The following is a 1,916-nucleotide window of genomic DNA, read 5'->3' on the forward strand; positions in this document are numbered from 1 at the left end:
AGTTCGACCGTGACGCCCTGCTGTTCACGCTGTCGCAGACCCTCTCCGAAGGTGCCGCATGACCGCCAACCTACCCGCCACGACCTCCAAGTCCGCCGGTCCTGCAGCCGGCGATCACGAGGACCTGATCACCCTGACGATCGCCGGCCAGCGGTTCGGCATTCCGGTGCCGCGGGTCCAGGACGTGCTGGGTCCCCAACGCATCACCCGGGTTCCGCTGGCCTCGTCGGAGATCGCAGGCTCGCTCAACCTGCGCGGCCGGATCGTCACCGCGGTCGACGTTCGGCCGCGCCTCGGCTTGCCTGCCCGGTCTCAGGATAGGCCGGGCATGAGCGTCGTGGTCGACTTGCACGGCGAGCTCTACAGCCTGATGGTCGACGAGGTCGGTGAGGTGCTGAGCCTGGCGGCCGACGGCTTCGAGCGCGCGCCCGCTACCCTGGATCCCCGCTGGCGCGACGTTTCCGGCGGCATTCACCGGCTGGACGGCACGCTGCTGGTCGTGCTCGAGATTGAGCGCCTGCTCGGCTCGCTGGCCGCCGCTTGAACCCATCCCATAATCCACCTTCTCCCCGATACCGAGGCCTATTCATGAAGATCCTGGTCGTCGACGATTACGCCACGATGCGCCGCATCGTGCGCAACCTGCTGAGCCAGATCGGCCACCTCGATGTCGAGGAAGCCGGCGACGGCATCGTCGCCCTGCAGAAGCTGCGCGAGACGGGGTTCGGGCTGGTCATCTCGGACTGGAACATGGAGCCGATGACCGGTCTGCAGCTGCTCAAAGAGGTGCGCGCTGATAATAAGCTGAGTGGCACGCCGTTCATCATGGTCACCGCCGAGAGCAAGACCGAGAACGTGGTTGCCGCCAAGGAAGCTGGGGTCAACAACTACATCGTCAAGCCATTCAACGCCGACACGTTGAAGCAAAAGATCGCCAGCGTGCTCGGATGAGGGAAACCATGACCGATAATTCTGTATTCGAAGCGGACCTGAGCGAGAGCCGCTATCAGGAGATCACCCATGAGCTCGGCCGGACCGCCGAGGGCCGGGCATTCCTCGGCAGGCTCGAACGGCGGAGCCGGGTGGTGGCGGTCGAGGAGATGCGCGCGCTGATCGGCGACCTGCGCCAAGCTTGGACGCCGCGGAGCTCCGAGGCAGCCGACCCGCGCGTCGGCATCGTCCGGCGCGAACTGGAGGAGATGAGCGACGCCATCGTGCGGATGCGCCGGGAGATCGCTACCCTGCGGCCGGAACACGCGGCCGACAGCCGGATCCTGGCCGCCACCGAGGAGCTCGACGCCATCGTCAGCGCCACCGAGCGGGCGACCTCGGACATCCTGAACGCCGCCGAGCGCCTGCTCGAGCAGGCCGGACAGGTCGCCGCCGGCGGGCTCGGCGCGCTCGCCGGTGGTATCGAGGCGCAGGCGACTGAGATCCTGATGGCCTGCTCGTTTCAGGACATCACCGGCCAGCGCACGACACGGGTGGTCAACGCGCTGCGCTACCTCGAGCAGCGGGTTAATGCCATGATCGGGATCTGGGCGGATCGGCCGGCCGACAGCGGCGATGGACTGCCGTGCGGTCCGCTCGACCCGCGGCCCGACGCCCACCTGCTGAACGGTCCGGCGCCGCCCGGACAGGGCCGCAGCCAGTCCGACATCGACGCTCTGTTCGGCTGACAAAAAACTAGCGGGGCTGTGCTGCCGGTGATCCGCAGTATCGGCTGACGTCTGACGAAGGGAATAATCAATCACTAATTTTAGTCTTAAGAGCTACAATAAACCTATTTTCCCGTTATGTTAAATCGGAAGAGTTGCCCCTACCTCGGTTTGTCTGGAGGCAGCTCGGCACGTCGAACTCACGACATTCCCAGCGACCGGCAGAGCGAGGCCTTGATATGTTTTTCAAATCCAAAC

The 1,916-nt window shown here is 65.2% G+C and carries 3 protein-coding genes; all 3 read left to right on the top strand.

Annotation, left to right across the window (positions count from 1 at the left end; all coding sequences use genetic code 11):
* Window positions 1-58 precede the first annotated feature (58 nt).
* From N826_RS38850 to N826_RS38860, 3 genes are read left to right on the top strand one after another with little or no spacing between them, the layout of a single operon-like run.
* Complete coding sequence (locus tag N826_RS38850; protein WP_044437951.1) at window positions 59-544, top strand: chemotaxis protein CheW; 486 nt, start codon at window positions 59-61, stop codon at window positions 542-544.
* Window positions 545-588: 44 nt separating this feature from the next.
* On the top strand, window positions 589-951 hold the full coding sequence (locus N826_RS38855; protein ID WP_044437952.1) for a chemotaxis response regulator CheY: 363 nt from the start codon (window positions 589-591) through the stop codon (window positions 949-951).
* Between the two features lie 8 nt (window positions 952-959).
* On the top strand, window positions 960-1,679 hold the full coding sequence (locus N826_RS38860; RefSeq protein ID WP_147041376.1) for a hypothetical protein: 720 nt from the start codon (window positions 960-962) through the stop codon (window positions 1,677-1,679).
* The last annotated feature ends 237 nt before the right edge of the window (window positions 1,680-1,916 follow it).

The organism is Skermanella aerolata KACC 11604, assembly GCF_000936425.1.
GTDB classification, from domain to species: Bacteria; Pseudomonadota; Alphaproteobacteria; order Azospirillales; family Azospirillaceae; genus Skermanella; species Skermanella aerolata.